Origin of the sequence: Allofournierella massiliensis, from assembly GCF_004345265.1 — a bacterium.
Taxonomy (GTDB): domain Bacteria; phylum Bacillota; class Clostridia; order Oscillospirales; family Ruminococcaceae; genus Allofournierella; species Allofournierella massiliensis.
In genome coordinates this window covers 21,884-42,798 of the sequence record NZ_SLUM01000007.1, presented here as the reverse complement: position 1 = coordinate 42,798, position 20,915 = coordinate 21,884, and the positions used below count along the sequence as shown (strand labels likewise).

The 20,915-nt window shown below is 55.5% G+C and carries 20 protein-coding genes and 1 tRNA gene; 4 read left to right on the top strand and 17 right to left on the bottom strand.

The window, feature by feature from the left end; genetic code table 11:
- Positions 1 to 19 precede the first annotated feature (19 nt).
- The 10 genes from EDD77_RS05270 to EDD77_RS05225 all read right to left on the bottom strand — a co-directional run bounded on the left by EDD77_RS05270 (position 20) and on the right by EDD77_RS05225 (position 12,538).
- Positions 20 to 4,306 (bottom strand): PolC-type DNA polymerase III, encoded by a 4,287-nt coding sequence (locus EDD77_RS05270; RefSeq protein WP_082669482.1) that lies wholly within the window; start codon positions 4,304 to 4,306, stop codon positions 20 to 22.
- A 74-nt stretch (positions 4,307 to 4,380) separates the two neighbouring features.
- Positions 4,381 to 5,424: a flavodoxin-dependent (E)-4-hydroxy-3-methylbut-2-enyl-diphosphate synthase gene (ispG, locus tag EDD77_RS05265; protein WP_058962925.1), complete on the bottom strand. Its 1,044-nt coding sequence runs from the start codon at positions 5,422 to 5,424 to the stop codon at positions 4,381 to 4,383.
- A gap of 20 nt (positions 5,425 to 5,444) precedes the next feature.
- Positions 5,445 to 6,524, bottom strand: coding sequence for an RIP metalloprotease RseP (rseP, locus tag EDD77_RS05260; protein ID WP_058962924.1), 1,080 nt, complete (start codon positions 6,522 to 6,524; stop codon positions 5,445 to 5,447).
- Positions 6,525 to 6,547: 23 nt separating this feature from the next.
- Positions 6,548 to 7,699: a 1-deoxy-D-xylulose-5-phosphate reductoisomerase gene (dxr, locus tag EDD77_RS05255; RefSeq protein ID WP_058962923.1), complete on the bottom strand. Its 1,152-nt coding sequence runs from the start codon at positions 7,697 to 7,699 to the stop codon at positions 6,548 to 6,550.
- A gap of 17 nt (positions 7,700 to 7,716) precedes the next feature.
- Positions 7,717 to 8,589, bottom strand: a complete 873-nt coding sequence (locus tag EDD77_RS05250; protein WP_058963081.1) for a phosphatidate cytidylyltransferase — start codon at positions 8,587 to 8,589, stop codon at positions 7,717 to 7,719.
- 29 nt (positions 8,590 to 8,618) lie between these two features.
- Positions 8,619 to 9,332 carry a polyprenyl diphosphate synthase gene (gene uppS, locus EDD77_RS05245; RefSeq protein WP_058962922.1) on the bottom strand — a complete coding sequence of 238 codons (714 nt, stop codon included), beginning with the start codon at positions 9,330 to 9,332 and terminating at the stop codon, positions 8,619 to 8,621.
- 78 nt (positions 9,333 to 9,410) lie between these two features.
- Positions 9,411 to 9,965: a ribosome recycling factor gene (gene frr / locus EDD77_RS05240; RefSeq protein ID WP_058962921.1), complete on the bottom strand. Its 555-nt coding sequence runs from the start codon at positions 9,963 to 9,965 to the stop codon at positions 9,411 to 9,413.
- Positions 9,966 to 10,072: 107 nt separating this feature from the next.
- A complete protein-coding gene (pyrH, locus tag EDD77_RS05235; protein ID WP_058962920.1) occupies positions 10,073 to 10,783 on the bottom strand; it encodes a UMP kinase in 711 nt (236 codons plus the stop codon).
- 116 nt (positions 10,784 to 10,899) lie between these two features.
- Positions 10,900 to 11,781 carry a sensor histidine kinase gene (locus EDD77_RS05230; protein WP_058962919.1) on the bottom strand — a complete coding sequence of 294 codons (882 nt, stop codon included), beginning with the start codon at positions 11,779 to 11,781 and terminating at the stop codon, positions 10,900 to 10,902.
- On the bottom strand, positions 11,750 to 12,538 hold the full coding sequence (locus tag EDD77_RS05225) for a response regulator (protein WP_058962918.1): 789 nt from the start codon (positions 12,536 to 12,538) through the stop codon (positions 11,750 to 11,752). The genes EDD77_RS05230 and EDD77_RS05225 overlap by 32 nt, the downstream gene beginning before the upstream one ends.
- 258 nt (positions 12,539 to 12,796) lie before the next feature.
- On the opposite strand from EDD77_RS05225, the gene EDD77_RS05220 reads away from it, so the two are divergent.
- Both EDD77_RS05220 and EDD77_RS05215 read left to right on the top strand, forming a co-directional pair.
- Entirely contained in the window at positions 12,797 to 13,630 is an 834-nt protein-coding gene (locus EDD77_RS05220) for a TrmH family RNA methyltransferase (RefSeq protein ID WP_058962917.1), read from the top strand.
- Positions 13,631 to 13,772: 142 nt separating this feature from the next.
- Positions 13,773 to 13,848: transfer RNA gene (locus EDD77_RS05215), tRNA-Ala, on the top strand.
- 76 nt (positions 13,849 to 13,924) lie between these two features.
- Here the strand turns inward: EDD77_RS05215 and EDD77_RS18800 are convergent.
- Together EDD77_RS18800 and EDD77_RS05210 are read right to left on the bottom strand one after the other, a co-directional pair.
- A complete protein-coding gene (locus EDD77_RS18800; RefSeq protein WP_394326273.1) occupies positions 13,925 to 14,116 on the bottom strand; it encodes a PF20097 family protein in 192 nt (63 codons plus the stop codon).
- Between the two features lie 256 nt (positions 14,117 to 14,372).
- Positions 14,373 to 15,242, bottom strand: a complete 870-nt coding sequence (locus EDD77_RS05210; protein ID WP_058962916.1) for a LysR family transcriptional regulator — start codon at positions 15,240 to 15,242, stop codon at positions 14,373 to 14,375.
- Between the two features lie 171 nt (positions 15,243 to 15,413).
- Here EDD77_RS05210 and EDD77_RS05205 point away from each other — a divergent pair, with 171 nt between their 5' ends.
- A complete protein-coding gene (locus EDD77_RS05205; RefSeq protein ID WP_058962915.1) occupies positions 15,414 to 16,265 on the top strand; it encodes an aldo/keto reductase in 852 nt (283 codons plus the stop codon).
- A 49-nt stretch (positions 16,266 to 16,314) separates the two neighbouring features.
- Here EDD77_RS05205 and EDD77_RS05200 read toward each other — a convergent pair whose 3' ends face one another.
- The 4 genes from EDD77_RS05200 to EDD77_RS05185 all read right to left on the bottom strand — a co-directional run bounded on the left by EDD77_RS05200 (position 16,315) and on the right by EDD77_RS05185 (position 18,670).
- A complete protein-coding gene (locus EDD77_RS05200) occupies positions 16,315 to 17,196 on the bottom strand; it encodes a GNAT family N-acetyltransferase (protein WP_058962914.1) in 882 nt (293 codons plus the stop codon).
- Between the two features lie 110 nt (positions 17,197 to 17,306).
- The gene (locus tag EDD77_RS05195) at positions 17,307 to 17,561 is read right to left on the bottom strand and encodes a hypothetical protein (protein WP_132587332.1); all 255 of its coding nucleotides are present in this window, start codon (positions 17,559 to 17,561) and stop codon (positions 17,307 to 17,309) included.
- Positions 17,558 to 17,842 (bottom strand): hypothetical protein, encoded by a 285-nt coding sequence (locus EDD77_RS05190; protein ID WP_132587331.1) that lies wholly within the window; start codon positions 17,840 to 17,842, stop codon positions 17,558 to 17,560. Before EDD77_RS05190 ends, EDD77_RS05195 begins: the two co-directional genes overlap by 4 nt.
- 57 nt (positions 17,843 to 17,899) lie before the next feature.
- Positions 17,900 to 18,670 carry an SDR family NAD(P)-dependent oxidoreductase gene (locus EDD77_RS05185; RefSeq protein WP_058962912.1) on the bottom strand — a complete coding sequence of 257 codons (771 nt, stop codon included), beginning with the start codon at positions 18,668 to 18,670 and terminating at the stop codon, positions 17,900 to 17,902.
- 143 nt (positions 18,671 to 18,813) lie between these two features.
- Between EDD77_RS05185 and EDD77_RS05180 the strand changes: the two genes are divergently transcribed.
- Complete coding sequence (locus EDD77_RS05180) at positions 18,814 to 19,716, top strand: LysR family transcriptional regulator (protein ID WP_058962911.1); 903 nt, start codon at positions 18,814 to 18,816, stop codon at positions 19,714 to 19,716.
- Positions 19,717 to 19,781: 65 nt separating this feature from the next.
- Here the strand turns inward: EDD77_RS05180 and EDD77_RS05175 are convergent, their stop codons facing one another.
- The gene (locus tag EDD77_RS05175) at positions 19,782 to 20,873 is read right to left on the bottom strand and encodes an aldo/keto reductase (RefSeq protein ID WP_058962910.1); all 1,092 of its coding nucleotides are present in this window, start codon (positions 20,871 to 20,873) and stop codon (positions 19,782 to 19,784) included.
- Between the last annotated feature and the right edge of the window lie 42 nt (positions 20,874 to 20,915).

Below are 20,915 nucleotides of genomic sequence, written 5' to 3'. Positions count from 1 at the left end.
GATCGCGGGAAGTAAATGATCAGAAGAAGCTCACCTGGCTGGTGTCCGGCAGACCGCCCAGAGCACCCACATTTTTCAGGTTCTCCATCACAGCGCTGGAAACACCGGTGGCCTGCTGAAGCTCCTCGATGGACAGGTATTCCTGCCCGTTAATGGTGGCCCGCTCCAGTGCAACCGCGGCGGACTCACCCACGCCCTTCAGAGAAGCGAAGGGCAGACGGACCTTGTCCTCCTCCACCACATACTGGGTGGCCCGACTCTTGCCCAGCTGAATGGGCAGGAACTCATAGCCGCGAGCCAGCATCTCGTTCACCAGCTGCAGCGAAACCTGGATATCTTCGTCCTTGGCTTTCCGCTCCTCCCGCAGGCGGGCGTTTACCTCTTTCAGATGCTGCTGTGCCACTTTCGCGCCACCCACCGCAGCTTCGTAGTCGATGTCGTCGCCGCGGACGGTGAAGTAGGTGGCGTAAAATGCCTGGGGATGGTACACCTTGAACCACATCAGCCGGATGGCCGCAATCAGATAGGCCACGGCGTGAGCCTTGGGGAACATGTACTTGATCTTGCGGCAGGAATCCATGTACCAGTCCGGCACACCGCACTCCTTCATGGTCTCCTCTGCCCCCGGCGGGAAGCCGCCCTTTGCCACCTTGCCCTTTCGGGTCAGCTCCATGATGTTGAAGGCCAGTTTGGGCTCCAGACCCTTGTGCAACAGGTAGGTCATGATGCTGTCACGACAGCCGATCACGTCGGAAATGGTGCACACGCCGTCCTTGATCAGGTCCTGGGCGTTGCCGTTCCAAACGTCGGTGCCGTGGGAAAGGCCGGAAATCTGGATCAGGTCGCTGAAGTTCTTCGGCTGGGCTTCGATGAGCATCTGCCGCACGAAGGGGGTGCCCAGCTCCGGGATACCGAAGGTGCCGGTCTGGCTGTCGATCTGCTCCGGGGTAACGCCCAGTGCTTCGGTGGATACCAGCAGGCTGATCACCTTGGTATCGTTCATGGGCACCTTTTCCATGGGGATACCGGTCATGTTCTCCAGATACTTGTACATGGTGGGCACATCGTGGCCCAGCTCGTCCAGCTTCAGCAGCGTATCGTGAAGATATTTAAATTCGAAGTGGGTGGTAAGCACACCCTTTTCCTTATCGTCGGCGGGGTGCTGGATGGGGCAGAAATCCTGAATTTCGTGCACATCCGGCACAACCACCATGCCGCCCGGGTGCTGGCCGGTGGTACGCTTCACGCCGGTGCAGCCCTGGGTAAGCCGGTTCTCCTCCGCACGGTTCACAATGCGGCCCCGCTCTTCCAGATATTTTTTCACATAGCCGTAGGCGGTCTTATCCTGCAGGCCGGACACAGTGCCCGCCTTGAACACAAACTCCTTGCCGAACAGCTCCTCGGTATACCGGTGCACATAGCTCTGGTACTCGCCGGAGAAGTTCAGGTCGATATCAGGCTCCTTGTCGCCGTCGAAGCCCAGGAAGGTCTCGAAGGGAATGTCATGGCCGTCCACGATCAGAGGCGCGCCGCAGCAGGGGCAGTTTTTGTCCGGCAGGTCGAAGCCATCGGCCACGCTGCCGTCGGTGATAAATTCGCTGTACTGGCAGTTGGGGCACAGGTAATGGGGCGGCAGACTGTTTACCTCGGAAATTCCCGAGAAATGGGCCACCGCAGAGGAGCCAACCGAGCCACGGCTGCCCACCTGGTACCCATTCTGGTTTGAAAAGGCAACCAGCTTTACAGCAATTACATACAGCACTGCGAAGCCGTGGCCGCAGATGGAATCCAGCTCCCGCTGCAGCCGGGCCCGCACCAACTCCGGCAAGGGGTCACCATAGTGCTTCTTGGCAGTGTTCCAGGTGGCATCGCGCAGCTGCTGTTCGGCGCCCTCGATGGAAGGCGGGAAGGTACCCTTGGGAATGGCCCGCACTCCTCCGTCCACCATATCGGCAATCTTGTTGGGGTTGGTTACCACGATCTCAAAGGCCTTTTCCTTGGGCAGATAGTTGAACTGATTGAGCATATCCTCGGTGGTGCGATAGTACAGCGGCGCCTGATTATCCGCATCCTTGAAGCCGTTGCCGGCCTGCAACACCGCCCGGTAGACCGAGTCCTCCGGGTCCTGGAAATGAACGTCGCCGGTAGCCACCACCGGCTTGTTCAGCACCTCGCCCAGCTTGATGATGGTGCGGTTGAAATCCTGAATCTTGTCCATGGAGTCCACCAGATGCTCCCGCACCATGTATTCGTTGTTGCCCAGAGGCTGAACCTCCAGAAAATCGTAATATTCCGCGATCTGGCACAGCTTTTCGAAGCTCTGACCCTCCACAACAGCTCTGTAAAGCTCACCAGCTTCACAGGCAGAGCCAATCAAAAGTCCGTCCCGATACTTGTTCAGAATGCTGCGCGGAACGCGGGGCTTCTTGAAGAAGTAGTTGGTGTGGGCCTCGCTGACGATCTTGTACAGGTTTTTCAGGCCCACCTGATTGCGCACCAGAATAATCAGGTGGTAATACTTCTTTTTGATTACCTCTTTGTTGCCGCCGCCCAGACCAATGTTAATATCCTCCAGCCGCTCGATCTTCTTTTCTGCCAGATCCTCCAGCATCTTGCAGAAGATTTTGGCAAGGGCCATGGCATCGTCCACCGCCCGGTGATGATTGAAAGGCTCGATCTCCAGATGGTCGTTGATGGTATCCAGCTTATAGTTACGCAGGCCCGGATACAGATTCTGGGCCATGGGCAGGGTATCGATGTAGGCGTTGTCCAGCTCGATGCCCGCCCGCTTTGCTGCAATGTGCATGAAGCGCATGTCGAACTTGTGGGCGTTGTGTGCGATGAGCACCCGGCCCTTTGCAAATTCCGCAAACATACGCACCGCCTCGTCCGGCGTGGGAGCATCCGCCACCATGCTGTCGTTGATGCCGGTGAGCTCCACGATCTTGGGCGGGATGGGCTTGCCCGGATTTACAAAGGTTCCGAACGTCTCGGTAATCTGACCGTTCTCCACCACTACCGCGCCGATCTCGGTGAGGAACTCGGTGTTGGGGTCCAGACCGGTGGTTTCGGTATCATACACCACAAAGCTGCCACTCATGGGGCCGGTTGCCTCGCCGTACAGCACCGGGATCATGTCGTCCACAAAGTAGGCTTCCACGCCGTAGATCACCTTGAAATCCGGATCACTTTTGCGGATGGCATCCGCTGCCAGCATCGCTTCCGGGAAGCCCTGCACCACACCGTGATCAGTGATGGCAATGGCCCGGTGACCCATGCGGTGTGCGGTGCGTACGATCTCGCCCGGGTCACAGAAGCCGTCCATGCTGCTGAGCTTGGTGTGCAGATGCAGCTCCACCCGCTTCTGGGGAGCGTTGTCCTCCCGCTTGCGGCGCTCCACCTGAAGCACATCGTAGGGATAGACCACATAATCGTGCTCATATTTATCGTAGGTGCATTCGCCCTTCAGCACCAGGGTGGTGCCCTTCTTCAGTTCCTCCCATTTGCTGAAGTCCTCCCCTTCCCGGCTGCGAAGCTTCAGGTTAATGGAGCCGGTGTAGTCGGTGATGGAAACGATGTAGCTCTTCTGGAAGTTGCCTTTCACCTCCACCGCAAACACATCGCCCCAGATCATCACACGGCCGCCGTCGCCCCCCAGATCTTTCAGCGGAGTCAGCTCACCGGGCTTGAAGTTCTTGCCGTGGAACAGCTTGACCGGTTTGTCGGTCAGATCCAGGCCGGGAATCTTGATGGGCGGCAGGCCCTTCTTTTCCTCGAACTTCACGGTGGGCACCTTTTGCAGCACCTTCTTCTCCCATTCCTCCACTGTGGCGGTCTTGCCGGTCTGGGCAAGTTCCACCTGAGGCAGAGTTCCGGTGCGCTGCTCGATGCGCTGGGCCAGCGCCTGTGGAAACTGAATCTCCTCCAGAATCTTTTTTCCCACCTTGATATGCAGCCGAATGCTCTGCCCCTCAATATCAATAGCGGCATGATCCAGAAAGCCGTTGACCGGATAATCCTCATCACGCAGCTCGCCGATCAGTTTCTGAATGCTCTCCGGCGTAATGGTTTCATAGGGAAAGCTGTTCTGAATCTCCACCTGAAAGCCGTCAAACAGAGGGCTGAGTGAGGTGCACAGGCGGTCGCACAGACTCACCGGCAGAGGTGCGCCGCTGCGCAGATGGATGCGTATTTTGCGGCTCAGGCGCAGCATCTCCACATGCTCCACCAGCACCCCTGCAAAACAGCGGGCAAAGGTCTCGTCCACCGTGAACTGGGGCCACAGTTGTGTTACCAAAGGTTTCAATGGAATTTGTCTCCTTATTTCAACAAAGCAATGCCTGCGGGCAGGAAACTCCCGCCCGCAGGCTCAAAAATGCATCACAGCTTATAGATCTCGTCCACCAGCTGGCCCACGATGTCGCCCCGCAGCATCCGGATCTTTTCGCCCCGGATGAACAGCAGCGCCTCGTCCTTGCCGCCGGCAATGCCGATATCCGCCTCCCGGGCCTCACCGGGACCGTTTACCACGCAGCCCATCACAGCCACCTTGATGGGCTTTTTGTAACCCTTCAGGCGCTTCTCCACCTCGTCGGCAATCTTGGCCACCTGAATGTTGGTGCGGCCGCAGGTGGGGCAGCTGATGATTTCCGGGCCACCCACCGCATGACCGGCAGCGCGCAGAATATCATAACCAGCCTGCACTTCCTTTTCCGGCTCGGCGGTCAGGGAAACACGCAGGGTATCGCCAATGCCATCCAGCAGCAGACCGCCAATGCCCATGCCGGACTTGATCAGACCCATACGGTAGGTGCCCGCCTCGGTAACGCCCACATGCAGCGGGTAATCACACTTCTCGCTGAGCAGACGGTAGGCCTGCATCATGGTGGGCACATTGCTGGATTTGATGGAGATCACGATATTGTTGAAATCGTGCTTTTCCAGCAGCGCTACATGGTACATGGCGCTTTCCACCATCGCTTCCGGTACCGGTGCGCCATACTTGGCCAGAATCTCCTTTTCCAGGCTGCCGGCGTTCACGCCGATGCGGATGGGGATGTTCTTGGCGTTGCAGGCCCGGGCCACCGCGCGCACATTTTCGTCCGCGCCGATGTTGCCGGGATTGATGCGAATCTTGTCCACACCCGCATCCACACAGGCCAGCGCGATTTTGTAATTGAAATGGATGTCGGCCACAAAAGGCACATCCACCGCATTTTTCACTGCTTCTACAATGCGCACGTCCTCCAGACTGGGAACGCTGGCACGCAGAATCTGGCAGCCGGCTTCCACCACCCGCTTGGCCTGAGCCACGTTGCCCGGGATATCTGCCACGGGTACATTCAGCATGGTCTGGACTGCCACCGGATTGTGACCGCCAATCACCACATTGCCGATTTTTACTTCACGTTTGACCTTACGCATGATTGATTATCCTCCTGCTTTTAAAACAGACGAACGATATCGTTGAATGTGGCAAAAATCACAAGCCCGAACAAGAAGCACATGCCTGCCGCATTCACCAGAATTTCGAATTTCTTGGGCACCGGCCGCCGGAAAATACCCTCCAGCGCCAGGAAAACCAGCTTGCCGCCGTCCAGAGCGGGCACCGGCAGCAGGTTGAATACACCCAGGTTTACGGTGAGCAGTGCCAGCATGGACAACACCTCGGTCACGCCCATGCTCGCTGCCTGCCCGATGGCGGATACAATGCCCACCGGGCCGGAAAGCTCATTCACACTCACCCGGCCTACCACCAGGTCGATCAGTGAACGGAAGACCAGCCGAGCATAGAACAGGGTGTAATTGAAGGCCTGCGACACCACAGTTTTCACATTCTTTTCCAGGGCGTAGACCTTGAAGCCGATGCTCATGGTAACGGAATCGCCGTTTTCCACCAGTTCAAAGCCCACATTATCCAGCTGAACAACCCCGCCGTTCCGCTTCACGGTCAGATCTGCACTCTGGTCCGGGGTGCGCTGCAGCTCATACAGCACATCGTTCATCACAAAACAGTGATGACCATTCACCGCCAGAATCTCATCGCCCACCTGCAGGCCAGCCGCCTGCACCGGGGAGCCCTCTTCCACAAAACCCACCGTTTTGCTGGCACCGGGATCGCCGAACGCCAGCATAAGCAGAAGCACCAGAAAGCCCAGGATCAGGTTCATTACCGCACCGGCCGCCACCACGATGATCCGTTTCCAGACCTTTACCTGTGGGAAGGGCAAGCCTTTGGGCTGCTCCTCCACCGGGTCAAGCTCCTTCAGCGCATCGCCGGTCTCCGGCTCTTCCAGCTCCTCATCCTCCCCTTCCATGCTCACATAACCGCCAATGGGCAATGCGCGCACACTGTAACGGGTACCGCCCCGTACCGTGGTGAACAGAGCGGGCCCCATTCCGATGGAAAATTCATTCACCTGAATCCCGGCTTTTTTGGCACAGACGAAGTGCCCCAGCTCGTGGATCATAACCACCAGGCCAAAAATTAGTACCGAAATAATCAGGGTAAGGATTGTTGCCATGTGCGAATAATCTCTCTTTCTTGTTAGATGTGGCTCAGTACAAACTGCCGGGCCATGCGGTCACACTCATACACATCGTCCAGCGTATAGCTGCCGCCAAAGGAATCGCTGTCTACCACAGCCTCCACCAGTCGGCCAATGTCCAAAAAGCCGATCTTGTCCTCCAGGAACAGCCGGACGGCTTCTTCGTTGGCACCGTTGGCGGCGCAGGGGCCCAGACCGCCCTTGGCGATTGCCTTTTTGCAGGCTGCCAGGCAACGGAAGGTCTCCTCGTCCGCCACGTCAAAGGTAATGGATTTGAGCTGGGTGAAATCCAGCTCGGGTGCGCAGCCCGGGAACCGATCCGGCCAGGTGAGCGCATACTGGATGGGAATGCGCATATCCGGCACGCCCAGCTGAGCCAGAATGGAATTATCACTGAACTGCACCATGGAATGGATGATGCTCTGACGCTGCACCACCACCTGAATCTTCTCCGGCGGCAGGCCGAACAGCCAGACCGCCTCGATCAGCTCCAGGCCCTTGTTCATCAGGGTGGCGGAGTCGATGGTGATTTTGGCACCCATATTCCAGTTGGGGTGCTTCAGAGCATCTGCCCGGGTCTTGCCCGCCAGCTCTTCCTTCTTCATGCCGAAGAAGGGGCCACCGGAAGCGGTAAGCAGGATTTTGGTCAGGGTTTTGGCGGAATGTGCATCCTGCAGGCACTGGAAAATGGCAGAATGCTCACTGTCTACCGGAAGCAGCTTGGTGCCGTGTTTGGCAGCAGCTTCAGTGACCAGATGTCCGCCGGTAACCAGACTTTCCTTGTTGGCCAGTGCCACGTCGTGCCCGTTCTCCAGCGCTGCCAGAGTCGCACCCAGACCGGCGATGCCGACCACTGCGTTGAGCACAACGTCCGGGCCTTCCATTTTGGCCAGCTCCACAATGCCCTCTGCGCCGCGAAGGAGCCGGGGCGCACCGGCTACGCCGCCCAGACGGGCAGCCAGCTGGTCACAGGCATCCGGATTCGCAACCGCCACATAGGCGGGATGGAACTCCTCAATCTGCTTGAGCAGCAGATCCACATTGGAGTTTGCTGCCAGTGCATACACTTCATAGCCCTGTGCGCGGGCCACATCCAGGCTCTGGGTACCGATGGAACCGGTGGACCCAAGCAAAGTCAGTTTTTTAGCCATTTTTCGCTCCTCGTTTCTCAGAAAAACGTCGTGGTGAACCAGACCAGCAGCGCGGCAGCCGGTGCGATAAAGGTCACGCTGTCGAACCGGTCCATGATGCCGCCATGGCCCGGGAAAATCGTGCCATAATCCTTGATGGCACACTGGCGCTTGACCGCACTGGCGAACAGATCACCCAGAATGCCCAACAGCGAGCAGGCCATACCGAGGATGAACACCACAAGATAGCTGGCTGCACTGGCAGACATGCGCTCCAGCAGCAGGCAGGCTTTGCCGGCCGCCAGATGAACCGAAAGCGCCTGCGCTGCCAGCGTACACAGAACACCCAGCACGCCGGAACCCAGCACACCGCCGATGGCGCCCTCAATGGTCTTGTGGGGGCTGACCACCGGGGCCAGCTTGTGCTTGCCAAAGTAGCGGCCGGCAAAATAGGCTGCGCTGTCACCGCCCCATGCAAAGCACAAAATTATCATGATCAGGTAGATGGACTCGAACTGGTTGTTCAGGTGGTTCTTGATGAACACAATGGAGTAAAAGCAGGCGATCATCAACCCGCTGAACACCACCATGCCTCCCAGTTTCGCGGCGCTTAAGGTCCGGTTATGCCACAGCAGGCACACCGCCAGATACACCGCCAGCAGATAGCTGCCGGGAACCAGCAGCGCCTTTACCGCTGGTACGTGGGAGAACATTACCAGAAAAGTATACGGGACAAATGCGATAAAAATGTGTGATTCTTTTTCGCCCAATGCGAACGCTTTGTAAATTTCGTGAACGGCAATGATGGCGATCAGAGCGACCACGGTTTCAAACACCAGGGTGTTGAACATCAGCATGACCACGGCCAGCACGCAAAGGCCCACCGCGGCAGTTATGATCCTTGTTTTCACAACAGGCTTTTCCTTTCTTTCCGCAATGCTCAAATCCCGCCAAAGCGACGGCTGCGCCGGTTGAACTCCTCGATTGCCAGATCAAGATCGGCGCGGGTAAAGTCCGGCCAAAGGACGTCCATCTCCACCAGCTCCGAGTAGGCGGCCTGCCACAACATGAAATTGGACAGGCGCTTTTCTCCGCTGGGCCGCAGGATGAAATCCGGGTCCTTCTGACCACAGGTATACATATGGGCGCTCATCAGTTCTTCGGTGATCTCCTCGGGCCGAAGCTCACCGTTCTTCACCTTTTCCGCCAGGATGCGTGTCGCACGCACAATTTCCTGCCGGCCACCATAGTTTACCGCAATATTCAGCGTCATACCGGTATTGTTCGCAGTTTTGGTCTCGATTTCATTCATCAGCTTTTGGTGCTTGGGCTCCAGCGCGCTGCGATCACCCAGAAAAACGACCCGATTGTTTTCCTTTTCGTAATCGAAGGCCTTGATAAGGTATTCCCCGAACAGCTTCATGATCGCCCCCACCTCTTCATAGGGGCGCTTCCAGTTTTCGGTGGAAAAGGCGTAGAAGGTGACCGACTCCACCCCAATGGAATTGCAGTAACGGGTAATATCCTGAAAAACCTCTGCCCCTTTTTTATGGCCGGCAGTCCGGGGAAGGCCCCGCTTTTTGGCCCAACGGCCATTTCCATCCATAATGATACCGATGCTGAGCCCTTTTGCAAAATTTTCCGGTTGTGGCATAAGCGCAAATCTCTCCTGTTACAAAGTGGTGCCGCGCGCAAAGCTCGCACGCGGCACATAATATTTGTTGCCCGGGGATCAGATCTCCATGATCTCCTTGTTCTTGGCCTCGCAGTCCTTGTCGATCTGCTTGACGAACTTATCGGTGATCTTCTGCATCTCTTCTTCCAGATTCTTCTGGTCGTCCTCGGTAATTTCGCTGTTCTTTTTCAGGGTCTTGAACTTATCCATGGCCTCACGACGCACATTGCGCACTGCAACCTTGGTCTCCTCGCCCAGCTTCTGCACGTCCTTGGTGAGCTGACGGCGGCGCTCCTCAGTGGGAGCGGGGAACACCAGACGGATCACACGGCCGTCGTTGGTGGGATTGATGCCGATATCGCTGACCAGCAGCGCATGCTCAATGGGGTGAATCAGAGAGGTATCCCAGGGAGTGATGGTCAGAATGCGCGCTTCCGCCACAGCCACCGCGGCTACCTGATTGATGGGGGTGGGAGTACCGTAGTAGTCCACGGCCACACGGTCCAGAATCGCGGGATTGGCGCGGCCGGCACGGATAGCAGCCAGCTCTTTGCCCAGGTGGTGAATGGCGCCGTTCATCTTGTCTTCATAGGGCTTGGTGTAAGTGCTCATGTGTTATACTCCTTTTCTTCGGCCCGGGGCCGAATCCTTTGCTCTTTGATTTTCCGGCGGCAATATGCGGCCGGTTTTCAGCGCAGCTTCTCTCAAGAACTACGCTGTTACTCCTCCACAACCAGGGTGCCGATGGTTTCGCCGCGCACCGCTCTTGCGATATTGTCCGGGTCCTTCAGGTCGAACACCAGAATCGGGAGCTTGTTCTCCCGGCAGAGGGTGGCCGCGGTACCGTCCATTACGGCCAGGTTCTTTTCCAGCACCTCAGTGAAGGTAAGCTGGTCGTACTTCACGGCATCCGCATATTTTTTCGGGTCCTTGTCGTACACGCCGTCCACCATGGTGGCCTTGAACATCACGTCACAGCCCGTTTCAATGGCACGCAGCGCACTGGCAGTATCCGTGGAGAAGAGCGGGTTGCCGGTGCCGCCGCCGAACAGAACCACGTTGCCGGCCTCCATGCTCTCCACCGCGCTGTCACGGGTGAACACAGAAGCCACCTGAGGCATGACGATCGAGGTCTGGACCTGCGCGGGAACACCCAGCTGCCGGAGCTGATCCGCCACTGCAAGGCAATTCATCACGGTTGCGAGCATGCCGATCTTATCGGCGCAGGTGCGCTCCATGTTGCCGCTGGAACGGCCGCGCCAGAAGTTACCACCGCCCACAACCAGGCCGATCTGTACGCCCAGATCATATGCCTGCTTGATGCCGCGGCAGATGGTCTCCATGGTGGGTTCATCGAACCCGGTGCCCTTGCTGCCCGCCAGCGCCTCCCCGCTGACCTTCAATAAAATACGCTTGTATTTTGTATCCAAAACCAATACACCGCCTGATCCATATTATATTTGTTCCTATTTTACAATAAAACATATTTCTTGTAAACAATAAACAAAAAATAATGCCGGGGAAAACCTTCCCCGGCGTAACACTTTTATCTGCTTTCCTGTTCCTCATCCGTGATCTTGCGGGCCTGCCATACACCCAGCTCCGCCAGAACGCGGCTTCGCTGCACAGACTTCTGCCAGCCGCGCCCGTCGCTTCGCAGCACCGGTTCAGCAGCTGCGCCGGTCAGCGTCTCTGCCTGGGCAAACGGGATCAAAACACAGGCTTTTGTTCCCCGCTGCGAGCTGTTCAGCTCCAGCGTCCAGCCCATTGCTTCTGCATACATATGCGCCAGATAAAGGCCCAGCCCCGCACCGGCAGCCGCGCCTTCCCCCATGGGATCATACTGCCCCACAAAGGCCTCGAACAGATGCTCCTTCACCCAGTCGGGCAGGCCCGGGCCCTGATCTTCCACCGTGAGGACCAGCGATGTTTCCCCCGGCTGAAGCGACACCTTCACCACCTGACCCCGTTCGCTGCACAGCACCGCATTGGTCACCAGATGCAACAGGATCTTATCGGCCCAGTCGCTGTCTGCCGGAAGAAAGAGCGGCTTTTCCAGGCCGCATTCCCATTCCAGAGAGACACCATAAAGCTTAGCGCCATTGGCCAGCAGCGCCATCGCTTCCCCGTACTGACTTTTCAGGTCCAGAGACTCCATGCGCGGCACCAGCGTACCCCGCTCCGCCTGCAAAAGGTCCTGCAGGTTTTCCGCCACACGGCTAAGCCGCAAGGTACTTTGATCAATGTTTTCAAACACCCAGCCCAGCTGACCGCAGACCTGGGGCGACTCCTTGTCCATGGCCTGCCGCAAAAGCCCGCTGGAAGCCCGGATTGCAGACAATGCCTGATAAATTTCGTGAGAGAGGCCGGAGCACAGCGCTCCCCTCTGCTTTTCTTCATACAGTTGTTGTTCCAGGCTCTTGTTCATAACCGTCGTTCAAACCTTCCTGCAAGGATTCCGCCCAGACACGATCTGCCAGCCATCCAAGAAACGGCTTCATTTTTTGATAGGGAGCAGGGATCTTCCCCTCTTTTTTCAGCTGCAGGATCACCCGATGAATCCCGCTTTCCACCGCTTTTACCGCCACACCATGATAGCGTGCCACATCCGGCAGTACGCTTTTCATCTGGGGCACCTGCCCGCAGCCGATCAGTCGCAGCCACTCCTGCAGGCAGCCACCCAGGTACCAATATCCTTCCATCGTATCGGAAACACCCAGCGCGCGCAGCTGCCGGTGAATGATTTTATCCATCGGTGTGACCTGATGCAAACGGCGCGCCGGTGAAAACATCGCCAGCGCAGACAGCAGATCGTCCGGATCGTATGGCTCTATCATATAATAATCCACACAGTTTGACAAGTGACCCTGTTCCACCAGCTCGATGTAGCGGGCCGGGCCGGTCAGGATCACGCGCAGGCGCTGGTCGGTACATTCCTGCTCCATCTGCCGCAGAAAGCGCACGGTGTCCATATCCTGCAGATAGCAACCCAGCAGAACAAGGTCCACCTGGGGGCCACTTTTCAAAAAGCGCAGGGCACTGCGCCCGGTCTGAAAGGAATTCACAACCTGATAACCGTTCATATTCAGCAGGCAGTTCAGGGTTTGCAGCATAATGGGGTCGGCATAAACCAACACGATGTTTTTCACTGCCTCCCGCACCTGTTCTCGATTGCCTTTTTCCACGTAAAACTTCCCACCATTTATCTTTTTCCTGCCCAATGCGGTACTGTGCAGTGCCTTTGGCCGCTTGGGCGTATCATTGCCTAATATAATAGTAGCGAAATATGTCATACCGTGCAACAGGTTTTATTCTTCGTTTTACTTCGCCTGGCGCTGCAACTGCCGGCATGATATAATAGAACCATTCTGAGCAAGAAAAGCGACCGAAACCGGCATGCTTTTCTGCATCATCCACCCTGCAATACAAGTGAGTATTATAATATGAATAAAATTATCGAAATTACCGATTTGAATTTTCCTGAACTGGATGTGTACGCCCGGCTGACCGAAGCCCAGCTGAGAACCCGGATGGAAACCGAACGCGGCGTTTTCATCGCCGAAAGCCCGAAGGTGATTGAGTTGGCCTTAAATGCAGGCTGTGTTCCCCTTTCCTTTTTGATGGAGAGGCGACATCTGCAGGGCCAGGGTGCCCCGCTGATGGAGCGCTGCCCCGGGATACCGGTTTACACCGCTGACCGGGATGTACTGGCCAGCCTTACCGGCTATGCTCTCACCCGGGGAATTCTGTGCGCCATGCAGCGCCCCGAACTCCAGAAGGCCGAAGCGCTTCTCGATGGTTCGCGGCGGATTGCTGTACTGGAAGGCATTGTGGACTCCACCAATATGGGCGCGATTTTCCGCTCGGCTGCCGCCCTTGGCATGGATGCAGTCCTGCTCACCCCCACCTGCTGCGACCCGCTGTGCCGCCGGGCGGTACGGGTCAGCATGGGCACCATCTTTCAGGTACCCTGGGCGCGTATTGGAGATTGCCCTGCGGATTGGCCTGAGGCGGGCATGGAACTGCTGCACCGGCATGGTTTTGCCACAGCGGCGATGGCGCTGGATGAGCGGGCGATCTCCATCGATGACCCACGGCTGCAGCAGGAAGAAAAGCTGGCTGTTTTGCTGGGCACCGAAGGTGACGGGCTGAGTCATCAGACCATTGCCCGTTGTGATTACACTGTAATGATTCCCATGGAACACGGTGTGGACTCGCTGAATGTTGCCGCCGCCAGTGCTGTAGCATTCTGGCAGCTGCGTCTTCGCCGAAGTTGATTTCTTCGGCCAGAGCATTTTCAAACAGCTTCTTTGCGTTTGAACTGCTCTGGCCGGAAAATCGAAAACGCGCTCGATTTTTTATTTTTGGGTATTGACTTTTCAAAAAAATAGAGTAAAATATGAAAAGTAATCTTCATACGGGCCTGTAGCTCAGTTGGGAGAGCGCTGCGTTCGCATCGCAGAGGTCAAGGGTTCGAATCCCTCCAGGTCCACCAGAAAAGGTCGTGAAATCGTTGATTTCACGACCTTTTTTCAACTAATAAGCGATATCTTCGAGTCTGTGTTCGTTACCTATTTATCATCCACTATGATTTTTTTGCATTTCTCACAGCGGTATGCGGTGACCCTGTAGCCACTCAATTTTGCCACGAGACCGCCCTCATCATTCAGACGGTGGCGATGCGATTCGCTCTGCCACCATAATGTCCCACGACTGCACACTTTGCCCTGTATCATTTCTGCTCCGCAAAATGGACAATTCATTACAATACCGCTCCCTTCCAAATTCGTATGGATCAGTTTCAGTATAGCATACTGCTACATGATTTGCCACAGAAGGCAAGGGCATCACACCCACTGCTGCTCAATCTCCGAAATGCTTTGGCCTCTATAGTGTTTCGATGTTCCAACAGTAAACACCGCAGTTTCGGCTGTGGTGTTTTTTATTTCGTTTAAGGCCCGCTCTTTGCCGAAGAGCGGGCCTTTTTCAGAAGCATAAGGAACATTAACTTTTTTGCCCTTACAGCGGTTCTGTACGGAAGCGTTTTTCCTTAAGGCGAGTGATGAGCTCACGGAATTTTTCCTGTTCCTGCACCATACACACAAAATAATACGTGGCTTGAAAGTCCCGATCCTCAATGGGAATCACCACCTTATTCACAGCCTGCGTCCGGTGAGAAAAGGCATCTGTAACAAAGCACGGAAATGCCCCCAGCCCTGCAAGGTCCCCAAATGCATCCCATTCGTTCATGAAAAGAAAATGCGCCTCGGGCAGCTTTTCCCGGCAAACCTGCGTCCAAAAGCCGATCTCAGAATAGAGCAGAAGGTTCTGGTTAGCCAGGTCGCTCGCATGAATAACCGGCAGCATTGCCAGAGAGTGCCCCGCAGGCACCAGCAGACTGAGATGCTCCTCCCGGTAAGGGAAGCAGAACAGCGCCTCGTCCTCGGGCGGCTTCTGGTGGGTAACCACCATTTGATATTCCCCTTCGTGAAGTCCCTCCAGCAGCGCCTCATCTGTATCCCTCAACTCCGCAGAAACGGTGATTTCACCATATAGTTCCCGCAGCAGTGGCCTCAGATCCTGAATGGGAACCGGCGCACAGGCCCCCAGGCTGATGCTTTGCCGGGAGCGTTCGGCCAGCCTTACCCGCTCGGCCAGCTCCTCTGCTGAAGAAAGAACCTTTCGAGCCTGCTCCACAGCAATCCATCCTGTTTCATTCAGCACAATGCGGTTTTTCTGTCGGACAAAAAGCTTCCCCTGCAATTCTTCTTCCAGTGTCTGCATGGTCCGGCTCAGAGAAGGCTGCGAAAGGTGTAACACCTCCGCTGCCTTAGAGAGCGTACCGTATTCCGCAAAGGCCACCAGCTGTCGCAGTTGCTCCAATTCCATCCATAACACTCCCCTTTTGCTCCATTATAACAAAGTGTCCCATCCGCAGCAATCCAGTATTCGTTTATCGAATACTGCTATGTGAAACCAATTCTGTACTTTGATATCCTCTGCCGGTATAATAGGTTTCAGAACCATCAACTATGTTAAATCCGAATGGAGTGTGTGAAAATGGATTATGTAACCTTGAACAACGGTGTAAAAATGCCTTTAGAGGGATTTGGCGTTTTCCAGGTACCAGACCCGGTTCAGTGCGAGCAGGCAGTGCTGGATGCCATTGCCAGCGGCTACCGCCTCATTGACACGGCGGCGGCCTATATGAACGAGAAAGCCGTGGGTGCCGCCATCACCAAGTGCGGCGTTCCCCGTGAGGAGCTGTTCATTACCACCAAACTGTGGGTTCAGGATGCAAGTTATGAGGCGGCAAAAAAAGCCATTCAGACTTCTCTGGCCAATCTGGGTCTGGATTATCTGGATCTGTATCTGATCCACCAGCCGGTGGGCGATTACATCGGCGCTTGGCGGGCAATGGAGGAGGCATACCAGGAAGGCCGCCTGCGGGCCATCGGCGTAAGCAATTTCAATGCTGCCCGGTTGCTGGACTTCTGCGAATTCGTAACCGTAAAGCCTGCTGTGGACCAGGTTGAGATTCATCCCTTCTTCCATCAGAAAGAAGCTATGAAAGTCATGGCGGACTATGGGGTGATTCCCGAAGCATGGGGCCCCTTTGCAGAAGGACAATTCGGGCTTTTCACGAATCCTGTATTGACCGAAATCGGCCGTTCCCACGGCAAAACTGCTGCTCAGGTAGCGCTGCGCTGGAACATTCAGCGAGGTGTTGTGGTCATCCCGAAAACCGTACACAAAAATCGCATGGAGCAAAATTTTGATATCTGGGATTTTGCCTTAACCCCCGAAGAGATGGAACGAATTGACGCTTTGGACACCGGACGCAGTGGCATTGTGGACCATAACAGTCCAGCGTTCATCCGGATGCTTCACAATCTGAAAATTCACGAATGAGCCAAACGGCAGACACAGCATCTCATTTTTATCCTGGATACCCTGCAGATCACAAAAGGAGCCAAAGCGTTTGCTTCGGCTCCTTTTTGTACTTCTTATGGAACGATCCGCTTTTCCATTTCGAATTGTCTTGCCACCTCTTTGAAGCCGAGCCGGCCGAACAATTCCAGAATCGCCCGTTCCCTGCATCAATATTTTTCACTGTGACTGAACCATAGCGCATAAGCAGGTTTCGTAGAATCGCTTCCAGATCCTCAATGTTTTGGCACCCCATCTGGATGATCCTCCTATCCGCCTTTGCATAAACACAATATGCGGGCGCCACTTCTCTTTTTACAAATGCCACTCCATATAGTTCCGGATTATGCCGGATAACATCATCCGAATGTTCATAGGAAGGAAGCGGATAGTAGCCACCGGCTTCTCTCTGAAAAGGGAATGGTTCATAATTTGTAAATTCCACAGTCTGCGAAGCCGAAGAGGTCGGGCAGAAATCATCCACCCGCAGCACAACAAACTCCCTGCAAATCGAAAAGCCGACCTTCTGATACAGTGCAATTGCCTTTTCATTTTGCTGCAGCACCTCCAGACAGCAGGCCTCCACGCCCTGACGTCTGGCTTCCTGCTCTGCAAATGAAAAGAGGTTTGTAAAGACCTTTTTTCCTCGATGCTCCGGAATAACACCTGCAGCCACATCAAACAGCACGGTTTTTCCTCGGTAAATGCCCCGGGAATGAAGGAGCGCCCCCACCATCTGCTCTCCCTGGAACGCAGCGAAGGACAACTTCTCATCCACTCTGCTTGCTTTGCAGATTCCGGCAAGTGCAGACTCATTCAGCCGGACTGGAAGATAGTAATCCGAAAAAGCCAGATTCAGGCATTCCGCCAGTTCGGCAAGCGGCGGCCCTTCAATCGGTTCGTATCGGTACATTTCTTTTCCTCCCGTTTGTATCACAGGCAGCTTTTCGGCTGCAGCTGCATGGAAAACCAGCGCTCATCCTTGATTACATTTTTGCTGCAGGTGCCCCGGCAATCCTCTTTTCAACTGTAGGAAATACCGGCATCGGTCAGCGACTGCAGAATCCCCACCGAAGCGCTGTTGTCCGAAGAGCCGGAGCCGGTGCCACCGAAAATTGGATTGGTGGATGCCCAGCCGAACACATTCAGATTGGTGGTATCCGTCAGCGGCAAAACGCCGTTGTTCTCAAGAAGGACCATGCCCTCCTCACCGACCTCTTTGATTACCGCATTGCTGTTTGCAATCGACTCCTCGCTCACCTGAGCTCGGGTGTTCATGATGGGCGAAAGATTGTTATAAAGCGGACCAAAACACATAATGTTGACGATAATGGCCACGGCCAGAACCCAGGCAAGTCCCGCGCTCCAGCACACCACGTGACGCGTTCCTTTTTTATCAGAAAATGGGCAGCCACCATAACAATGATAGCCACTGCCAACAGTCCGATGATGGTATAGATATAGCCGCTGAGCATGTTCACGTAGGTCTGCACATCGGTTGTGCTGACGCCCATTGATGTGAAGATTGGTGTCAGCAGATCAATCAGCAGTTGAATCATTCAAATTGCCTCCGTTTTTGTTTTTTCGCTGTTGCTTCTGCAGCGTGCTGCCGCTGTTTACAGGAATGCACCGTTGCAGACCTGGATCACCTGGCCCTTGACGTGACGTCCCATTTTGCTGGCCAGGAACAGGCAGGCATAGGCCTGGTCTATGGGGTCACACTCCGGGCCGGGGAAATACACAAAATGCCCGCTGTGCTCCAACATCTTTGCACCGCCGGGCTGCTCCCCGGCCTTGTTGGCGATGTGGGCCGGGGTCACCGTGGCGCCGGGAGCCACCGCATTGCAGCGGATGTTGGTGTCGATGAGCCGCATAGCCACATTCTTGGTCAGTGTGTTCAGCGCGCCCTTGGTGGAGGTATAGGTAGCTCCACAGAAGGGCCGCTCGCCGTTCACGGAGGAGATATTGATGATGACACCATCGTTTTTAGGCATAAAGATTTTCAGAGCCTCGCGGATATAGCGCATGGGACCGCCCAGGTTCGTGTTCATCACCAGCAGCATCCAGTCATCATCGGTCTTGTCAATCATCTTCTGTTCACCGATTCCCGCGTTGTTGATGAGGATATCCACATCCCCAAACTCGCGCAGAGCGGTCTCAAACACCCGCTGTGTATCCTCGGTGGAGCAGACATCCGCCACTACACCCACTGCGCGGCCGCCTTTGGCGCGAATGCCCTGCACCACCTCATCCAGCTTTTCCTGCCCTCTGGCCGTAAGCACTACGGCAGCGCCTTCCTCGGCAAACAACTCTGCCATGGTCTGACCCATGCCATAACTGGCGCCGGTAATGATGGCTACCTTGCCTTTCAACATTTCCTTTTCCAATACAACAACCTCCTTTGTTGGTCCTGATCTCTGGCTTCATTATAAAGCGGCAGAAATGCTATATCAAATACTTATATTTGATGCATTTTCATAATTGAAAATTATAGAATTTTCAATTATACTGGAACCAGGAGGTGGTGAACATGGAGCTTCGCGTGCTGCAATACTTTTTGGCGGTAGCCCGGGAACAGAATATTTCCTCGGCTGCAGAATCGCTGCATCTTTCTCAGCCTACCCTTTCCACCCAATTAAAGGCGCTGGAAAACGAGCTGGGCAAGCAGCTGCTGATTCGGGGAACCAAGGGCTCCCGCAAGGTGCTGCTGACTGAGGAGGGCATGCTTTTGCGCAAACGGGCGGAGGAAATTCTGGAGCTGGTTCGAATGACGGAAAGCGAGATTTCCCTGTCCAACGAGGTGGTTGCCGGGGACGTATACATCGGCACCGGTGAATCAGACCTGATCCGCATCTTCGCAAGAGCCGCCAAACACATTCAAGAAAAACATCCGGATATCCACTACCACATTCTCAGCGGAAATGCCTCTTTCGTACAGGAACATCTGGACCGGGGGCTGATCGATTTCGGCGTTGTTTACAGCCCTGTGGATACCAGTATCTACAACACCATCAAGATCCCCGTTCACGATACCTGGGGCGTTTTGATGCGCCGGGATTCCCCGCTGGCACAAAAGAATGCTGTGCAGCCTCAGGACCTGCTGGATAAGCCGCTGATTCTTTCCGCCCAGAAAGCCGACGCCTGGCCCATGTCCAACTGGTTCGGGCATGATATCACAAAGCTGAACGTAGTGGCTACCTACAATCTGGTATTTAATGCCTCTCTGCTGGTGGAGGAAGGGCTTGGCTATGCGGTTTGCTTCGACAAGCTGATCAATGTGAGCGGAGACAGCAATCTATGTTTCCGCCCCCTTTCTCCCATGATTGAAGCAAAAGCCTCCATCATCTGGAAACGCTATCAGGTTCTGTCCAAAGCAGCCGAGTGCTTTTTGAATGAACTGAAGCAGGAGATGGGCCTGTCCACCGAAATATAAGAAAAACGCCTGTGTCCGGCAGAAAGCTGCCGCAACACAGGCATTTTTGTTTGTTCTGTAAGTGCTCAACCGAAATAGGAGGCAATCTCCTGCATGCGGGCCATCTGATCCACCTGGAAGGGGCACCGGCTGTTGCAGTGGCCGCACTGTATGCAGTCCCCTGCGCCCAGCTCCAGGCCATGGTAATGCTCTGCGGCCATGGAATCCCCGTTCCGGGCCAGATCGTAGTACTTGTTCACCAGGCCCACATCAATTCCCACCGGGCAGGGCTTGCAGTGGTTGCAGTAAACACATTTGCCCACCGCATCCGCCGGGCTGAAAGAGCCGATCACAGAGTAGTCCCGCTCCGGCTCCGAGGCGCAGAAAAAGCCCAGCAGATGCTCGGCCTGCTCCACGCTGCTCATACCCGGCAGCACCGTAATGACCCCGGGCCGGTCCAGTGCGTACTGCATGCACTGGTACTGGGTCAGCGCCTGACCAAAGGGCGAGAGCGAAGCGTCCAGCAGCTGACCACCGGAGAAGGGCTTCATCACTGCGATGCCGATGCCTTCCGCCTCACAGCGCCGGTAGATAGCCGTGCGCTCCTCCACCGAGCCTTTGGCATACTCGCCCTTCTGGTAATCATAGCCCGGATTCACCGAGAACATCAGCATATCCACCGGCGCCTCGTCCAGCACCCGCTGAATGGTAGACGGGGTATGGGAGGAAAGGCCAATGTGCCGTACCACACCCTGCTGTTTCAATTGCAGCAGGTAGGCATAGGCCCCATTGTCCTGGTATTCCTGCCAGTCGGACAGCTCGTCGATACAATGGATGAAGCCATAGTCGATGTAGTCCGTATGCAGTCGGGTCAGCTGCCAGTCGATGCTGCGCTTGATGGCTTCCTCATCGGTGGTCCATCCATAGGTGCCGGTGTGATAATCGGCACCAAAATGCACCTGATACATCACGTTTTTGCGCACGTCGGCAAGGGCCGCGCCAAAGTATGGGAAGGTTTTCCCCTCCGCCGTTGCCAGATCGAAATAATTCACGCCACCCTCATAGGCCCGGCGGATTGTGGCGACTGCATCCGCCTCATTCGCCTGGGCAATATAGGAGGTACCGAACCCCAGCGTGCTGATTCGATCACCCGTTCGTTTGTTGATTCTGTATTCCATTCGCTGCCCTCTCCTTCGTCGCTGCAGGCGGCCACACTTCGG

What these genes read in the sequence shown, in the direction of transcription:
- EDD77_RS05190 (WP_132587331.1), bottom strand. Translation starts at nt 17,842, where the DNA reads ATGATTCAACTGCTGATTGATCTGCTGACACCAATCTTCACATCAATG.
- EDD77_RS05210 (WP_058962916.1), bottom strand. Translation starts at nt 15,242, where the DNA reads ATGGAATTGGAGCAACTGCGACAGCTGGTGGCCTTTGCGGAATACGGT.
- uppS (WP_058962922.1), bottom strand. Translation starts at nt 9,332, where the DNA reads ATGCCACAACCGGAAAATTTTGCAAAAGGGCTCAGCATCGGTATCATT.
- EDD77_RS18800 (WP_394326273.1), bottom strand. Translation starts at nt 14,116, where the DNA reads ATGAATTGTCCATTTTGCGGAGCAGAAATGATACAGGGCAAAGTGTGC.
- EDD77_RS05220 (WP_058962917.1), top strand. Translation starts at nt 12,797, where the DNA reads ATGAATAAAATTATCGAAATTACCGATTTGAATTTTCCTGAACTGGAT.
- EDD77_RS05205 (WP_058962915.1), top strand. Translation starts at nt 15,414, where the DNA reads ATGGATTATGTAACCTTGAACAACGGTGTAAAAATGCCTTTAGAGGGA.
- EDD77_RS05175 (WP_058962910.1), bottom strand. Translation starts at nt 20,873, where the DNA reads ATGGAATACAGAATCAACAAACGAACGGGTGATCGAATCAGCACGCTG.
- EDD77_RS05200 (WP_058962914.1), bottom strand. Translation starts at nt 17,196, where the DNA reads ATGTACCGATACGAACCGATTGAAGGGCCGCCGCTTGCCGAACTGGCG.
- rseP (WP_058962924.1), bottom strand. Translation starts at nt 6,524, where the DNA reads ATGGCAACAATCCTTACCCTGATTATTTCGGTACTAATTTTTGGCCTG.
- dxr (WP_058962923.1), bottom strand. Translation starts at nt 7,699, where the DNA reads ATGGCTAAAAAACTGACTTTGCTTGGGTCCACCGGTTCCATCGGTACC.
- EDD77_RS05195 (WP_132587332.1), bottom strand. Translation starts at nt 17,561, where the DNA reads ATGAACACCCGAGCTCAGGTGAGCGAGGAGTCGATTGCAAACAGCAAT.
- EDD77_RS05230 (WP_058962919.1), bottom strand. Translation starts at nt 11,781, where the DNA reads ATGAACAAGAGCCTGGAACAACAACTGTATGAAGAAAAGCAGAGGGGA.
- ispG (WP_058962925.1), bottom strand. Translation starts at nt 5,424, where the DNA reads ATGCGTAAGGTCAAACGTGAAGTAAAAATCGGCAATGTGGTGATTGGC.
- frr (WP_058962921.1), bottom strand. Translation starts at nt 9,965, where the DNA reads ATGAGCACTTACACCAAGCCCTATGAAGACAAGATGAACGGCGCCATT.
- EDD77_RS05180 (WP_058962911.1), top strand. Translation starts at nt 18,814, where the DNA reads ATGGAGCTTCGCGTGCTGCAATACTTTTTGGCGGTAGCCCGGGAACAG.